A 398-nucleotide genomic window follows, 5' to 3' on the forward strand; every position below is an offset into this window, starting at 1 on the left:
TCAATGACTCCGTCACGAAATCGAAATTTGATAACCTGTATGGCTGCCGCGAATCGCTGGTGGATGGTATCAAACGTGCCACTGACGTGATGATCGCGGGTAAGGTCGCGGTGATCGCTGGCTACGGTGATGTTGGTAAGGGTTCTGCGCAAGCGATGCGTGCTCTGTCTGCTCAGGTCTGGGTCACAGAAATCGATCCTATCTGCGCCTTGCAGGCAGCGATGGAAGGTTACCGCGTGGTGACCATGGATTATGCAGCGGAACATGGCGACATCTTCGTGACCACCACGGGTAACTACCACGTGATTTCGCACGCCCATATGCAGAAGATGAAGGATCAGGCCATCGTCTGTAATATCGGTCACTTTGATAATGAGATCGATGTGGCTTCGCTCAAG

1 protein-coding gene is annotated in these 398 nt (G+C 52.8%); it reads left to right on the forward strand.

Annotation, left to right across the window (positions count from 1 at the left end; translation table 11 throughout):
* The coding region (locus tag KDM89_RS20120; protein WP_268977907.1) for an NAD(P)-dependent oxidoreductase at nucleotides 1-398 on the forward strand (398 nt) is incomplete at both ends.

Origin of the sequence: Cognatundibacterium luofuense, assembly GCF_018139685.1 — a bacterium.
Lineage (GTDB): Bacteria > Pseudomonadota > Gammaproteobacteria > Burkholderiales > Burkholderiaceae_D > Undibacterium > Undibacterium luofuense.